At 43.8% G+C, this 5299-nt stretch carries 3 protein-coding genes and 1 pseudogene; all 4 read left to right on the forward strand.

Translation table 11 applies throughout. From position 1 onward, the window contains the following. Positions 1-333 (forward strand): hypothetical protein (locus J0895_RS14640; protein ID WP_207088804.1); only part of this gene is annotated, 333 nt, incomplete at its 5' end. Positions 334-667: 334 nt separating this feature from the next. Next, a complete protein-coding gene (locus J0895_RS14645) occupies positions 668-1711 on the forward strand; it encodes an AAA family ATPase (RefSeq protein WP_207088805.1) in 1044 nt (347 codons plus the stop codon). Then, positions 1704-4151, forward strand: coding sequence for a S8 family peptidase (locus tag J0895_RS14650; RefSeq protein ID WP_207088806.1), 2448 nt, complete (start codon positions 1704-1706; stop codon positions 4149-4151). The genes J0895_RS14645 and J0895_RS14650 overlap by 8 nt, the downstream gene beginning before the upstream one ends. A gap of 38 nt (positions 4152-4189) precedes the next feature. Continuing rightward, positions 4190-5299 (forward strand): annotated as a pseudogene (locus J0895_RS14655) (DISARM system helicase DrmA); the annotation flags it as partial.

Raw genomic sequence — 5299 nt, forward strand, 5'->3', positions numbered from 1 at the left:
CGCTTTCATGACCCCGAAGAAACCGCCAAGGACATCCAAACCCTGCGAGAATTACATATCCAAATGGATAATGCCGTTGCCACCGCCTACGGTTGGACGGACTTACCCCTGAATCACGGATTCCATGAAACCAAACAGGGACTCCGATTTACCATTAGTGAAGACGCTAGAGGGGAGGTTTTAGACCGCCTGTTGCAACTCAACCACGAACGCTACGCCGAGGAAGTCGCCGCCGGATTGCATGATAAGAAGAAGAAGAAGGCAGGGAAGAGTAAGGGGAAGAATAACATTAAATCCAACAGTTCACCGGGTCAAATGAGTATCGATTTTTAGTAGATTGCCGGGTCCGTCGGGAGTTTGAACTCTAGCCGATTTGCCAGGTTTACTGAAACATTCAACTGGGTTTATAGCGGTTCTAAATGATTTTGCGAATGGACCCTCACCCCCGTCCCCCTTCGACCCTGAGCCCCGCCGAAGGGGGTCGAAGGGGGACGGGGGTGAGGTTTCAAACTGATTTAGACTGGCTATATAACCCAGTTACGCTATTAAGCAAAGGTTTAAATACTCCTTTATTTTTAATGTTGATTTGTTATGCTACACTAGACAGAATAAGGAATAGCGTGGTCTGATTTGCCAGAGATTAAAGCCCCCACGCTTTTTAGTAAACATGGCAACACGCGGCGATTTAATCAGAAAATTGTTTAAAAGTTTCTCGGAAAATGACCGAGAAGAATTTTATGCTGCCGCGCAAGAATTAATTCAAGAAGAACGCAATAAAAATCATCTTTTATTAGCCAAAGAATTAGAAAAAAGTTTGCAACTGACCACCCCCGTCAAATCAGTGGCGTCTAATGGTTCACGGTGGCAAACTTACCCAGAAGTTCCTAAAGCTAAGGATACAGGTTTACCCCTGATTACAGTTCAACCCTACGATTTAACCTGGGAAAATGTCATCTTAACGGACAAAAACCGGGAAATTTTAGAGACGGTTGTTTTAGAAAATAGAAAACAAGATATTTTAACCGCCTACAATCTCAAACCTCGGTCTACTCTTTTATTTTGCGGCCCTCCAGGGTGTGGAAAAACCCTCACGGCCCAAGTGTTAGCCAGTGTTTTATCCTTACCGTTAGTTTATGTGAATCTATCAGCAGTTTTTTCTTCGTATTTGGGAGAAACTGCCATCAACCTCAATCTGATTTTTGATTATATCCATAAAGGACAATGGGTGGTTTTGTTTGATGAATTTGATGCCATTGGCAAAGACAGAAATGCGGCGAATGACCACGGAGAAATCAAGCGGATTGTCAACAGCTTGCTGCAACTCATTGATTCCAGAAATCATGCCAGTCTGTTTGTGGCGGCCACCAATCATTCATCTATGCTAGATTCGGCTATCTGGCGCAGATTTGATGAAGTGCTTTTATTTGACAAACCCAGTCATGATGCCATCATTTCTCTGCTATTAAAAAACTTAGGAAGTATTAGACATGAGATAGATGTAAACCCATTGGCAGACCCGCTAAAAGGGGCAACAGGTGCAGACATTGAGCGAATTTGCCAAAATGCCATCAAATCGGTTATCCTCAAAGGTGAAAAAGTATTAAAGCTAGAGGATTTAGAAGCAGCGATCGCCCATCATCATGACCGGATGGAGGTCGTTACCCGTTCTCAGAAAAGTCAAGAATTTGTGACAGGAGACACGAATGGATAACTATGAACATTTACCGTTGCATAAAGTAGAGAGTCAATTACCTAGAAGAAAATCAAAACCGGGAGGGTTTGGCGGGGAAAAAAGAGGCGATCGCCGGTCTCATGGCAGTCATTTATTAACCCAGGTTGCTGTCCTGAATCAAAAGTTTGAGGAGAAACCTCGTCCATTCGGGATTAATCCGAAATTAATTTTTAAAATAAAACTGAGAAAAAATGACAGCATAGAAAACCATCTCCCTTCTCTCGGTCTTCATTTACTCGAAAAAGCACCAAAAGTGCATCAAGCGATCGTGGTTTTTGCTGACGATGATCACCTCACTGAATTTCAAAACCGATTAAAGTCCTACGCCGGAGTAATTCCCAATGGTCATGAATATGCCTATTTAGACTACATTGAAGAGTTGGTCCGCCTAGAACCAGAAGATAGGATAGGACCCTTGCTTAAACTTGACCCTTTAAAACCTGGTGAAGTCGTTCCCTTAGATATGGAATTATGGCATACCGGCAATCGAAAGGAACTCAACAACTATATCGATGAAGTTGATAATTTTTTACGGAATATTGACTCTCAATTAGGTCTGAGAGTCAGCGATCGCTATATTGGTAAATATATTTGTAACCTGCGAATTCAAGTCAACGTAGATATTTTAGAAATTTTATTGCAAGAATATCAAGTCAAGGAAATTGACAGAAGACCGAAACCGGCTTTCGAGTCGCCCCGCGAGTACAACATTCCGCTATCGAGTTTACCTGAAATCCAATCCCCAGACTTAGAATCTACTGGCATATTAGTAATTGATTCAGGAGTCCAAAGAGGACATCCGCTGATTGGCCCTGCATTAGGAGACAGTGAAGTATTCCCAGATTCTAAACATCAGTTTATTACCGGAGGGCCAGACGATGGCGATATTAAAACCGGAGGTCATGGGACGGGGGTTGCAGGAATTGCTATTTATGGCGATGTCGCTGAATGTGTCACTAATAAATCATTTCAACCCCAAGTCTGGCTATTTTCTGCCCGAGTCACCAACGAAGATAACGAATATGATCCAGAACTACTTTTAGATACGCAGATTGAAGCAGCAATTGATTATTTTGTCAGGAATTATAAAAATTGCCAGGTTATTAATATTTCCCTGGGGGATAGTCGGTTAATTTACCACCCAGGGGAAAAGCAATTTCGATTAGCGGCTAGAATTGACGAAATTGCGTATAAACTTCAGCATCAAAATATACTTTTTGTTATTTCTGCCGGTAATTTTTGGTATGAGTCGGACTCGCCCGAACTGATTGCCCAAGATTATCCCGATTATCTCCTCAGTGAAGACGCGCAGATTATAGAACCGGCTACAGCAGCGATCGCGTTAACAGTGGGCTCTTTATCAATGGGAAAAGGCAGTGGACTCTATCCAGGTGATGCCCGCAGTCGGGCGATCGCGAAAGTCGAGAAATACCCATCCCCCTTTACCCGGACTGGATTTGGCGTTGACGGCATGATTAAACCCGAACTGGTAGAGTTTGAGGGAGATTTTGTTTTAGAGGGCGATCGACTCAGTAATAAGGATTGGGGGAATGCGATGATGACCCTGAATAAAAATTTCCAAGGTCCGTCCCTTTTAAAATTCTATAGGGGCACCAGTTTTTCAGCCCCTCGTGTCGCCAACTTAGCTGCTAAACTTTTTACCAAATTCCCCCATGCCACCTCCAACCTAATTCGGGCATTAATAGCTGATTCTGCTCAAATTCCCACCGATATTCCTCCTCGGTTTGAGGGCAACTCATCCGAACAATTAAAAAAGCGATTAAAGATTTATGGATATGGGCAACCCGATTTTGAAAGGGCCGCTTACTCGCGAGGGAATCAAGTCTTGTTGTTAGTCGATCATGAAACCCTCAACCTGGGGCATTACCACATTTATGAAATTCCACCTTTACCGGAAGAATTTATCAAAACGAAGGGAACAAAAACCTGCTCGGTGACTCTAGTATTCGACCCACCCACACGGCATACCCGGGGAGACTCTTACCTTGGGATTACAATGGAATTTTACTTATTTAAAAATATTGACCATAACATTTTGAATCAGGCATTTTTCGAGAATGGCAAAAAACCAGAAAATTCAGAAAATTTTATGGCGATATCTATTGGAGCGTTAAAGAAGAAATATGGTAGTATAGAAATTGACCTTAAGCCCGGTCGAAGCATTCGCAACAAAGGAACCCTGCAAAAAGGACAAGTTCAGTTTTCAAACGCCAACTGGAAGTATGATTCTAAACCCCTGTATTTAGTGGTCGCCTGCAATAAAAAATGGGTCAATCCCGACGAAATATCGAATCAGAGGTATGCGATAGTCGCGTCCATCGGTCATTCCAATGAATCCGTCGATTTATATCACAAACTCCAAGGGGAAATCCGCTTACCCCAAAGAATAAGGGTCTAAACCCTTTTATCCCTCATCCTTTATCCTTCATCCTTCCTATGAAACTAATCAAACTTCCCCCGGTACTTTCAGAAAATTTAGACCTCGCCGCTATCAATCAACAATTGCGCGAGGGTAGGGCAAAACTGGATTGGAGTAGCGTACAATCAGCCCCGGATTCAGTTTTAAAGGTTTTATTGGAAGGGATTGACTCGGATAGCGAAGTGTTGAATCTGGATGAGGGAGTCAGCGATCGCATCATTAAGGTTGTCTCTAACTTTTCCAAAAGTCGTCGAGAGAATATCTCGGGAGAAATCCCCTCGGAAACTTCACTCCCGGTATCCATCTTTACTAAACCTTCTCCGGCACAAATCCGGGCAGAATTAGAGGAATTGATTATCCAGGATTTACTCGGTCCGGTGAATGGCGAGACTGAGGAAATTGATGAAACTCGCGTCACGGACCGCTATTTAGTCGGTGTTTTAGCACCTTTATTCCGCAACAAAGGCAAGGAAGAAGCTGCGGAAGAACAGCAAGATGAATTGGCGGTGGGGGGACAGGATAATTCAGAGGAAGGGACGACGGAAAAAACTGTGGCAATTCCCTCTACGATGTTTCCCTCTTCAATGGGACTGACTTTTTGTGTGGAGAATACCGCCGAAAGTTTAGAAATTACGGCATCTTGGGGAAAATATGAACGAGAAAAAAGTGAAATTTTGGTCAAGGAGAATGGAGAACCCCAAACGGTTTGGAAACGGGATGCGATCGCCGGGAGTCGTATCCAACCTCTGAAACAGAATCACCGCTTTGAATGGGTTCCCAGTCCTGAACAAGCGGGGGAAATCATCGTTAAGGGTCAATCTCGCCGGATGGATAATGGGGATTGGATTGTGACGGTGTTTCTGGTGAATGGACAACATGAACCGGCCAAATTACGCGATCGCGCCTGGGTTTTCCAACCGGAGTTAAAAATCCGGTCCGGGGATAAAAATCATCCCCCTATTTTTATCAAACGACCTTTACCTCTCGCCCTAGAAAACCTCGACCCGATGATTCGGGCAGAAAATGAAGCGATGGGAATGTTATATCGCCGTCAGGTAGAATTCGCCGTGGGACATGGGGTGAGTGTGGCGGTTCAACCGTCGAAAAGCATCCCAAAATCCGCTGAA

Origin of the sequence: Phormidium pseudopriestleyi FRX01, assembly GCF_017313335.1 — a bacterium.
GTDB classification, from domain to species: Bacteria; Cyanobacteriota; Cyanobacteriia; order Cyanobacteriales; family Laspinemataceae; genus Laspinema; species Laspinema pseudopriestleyi.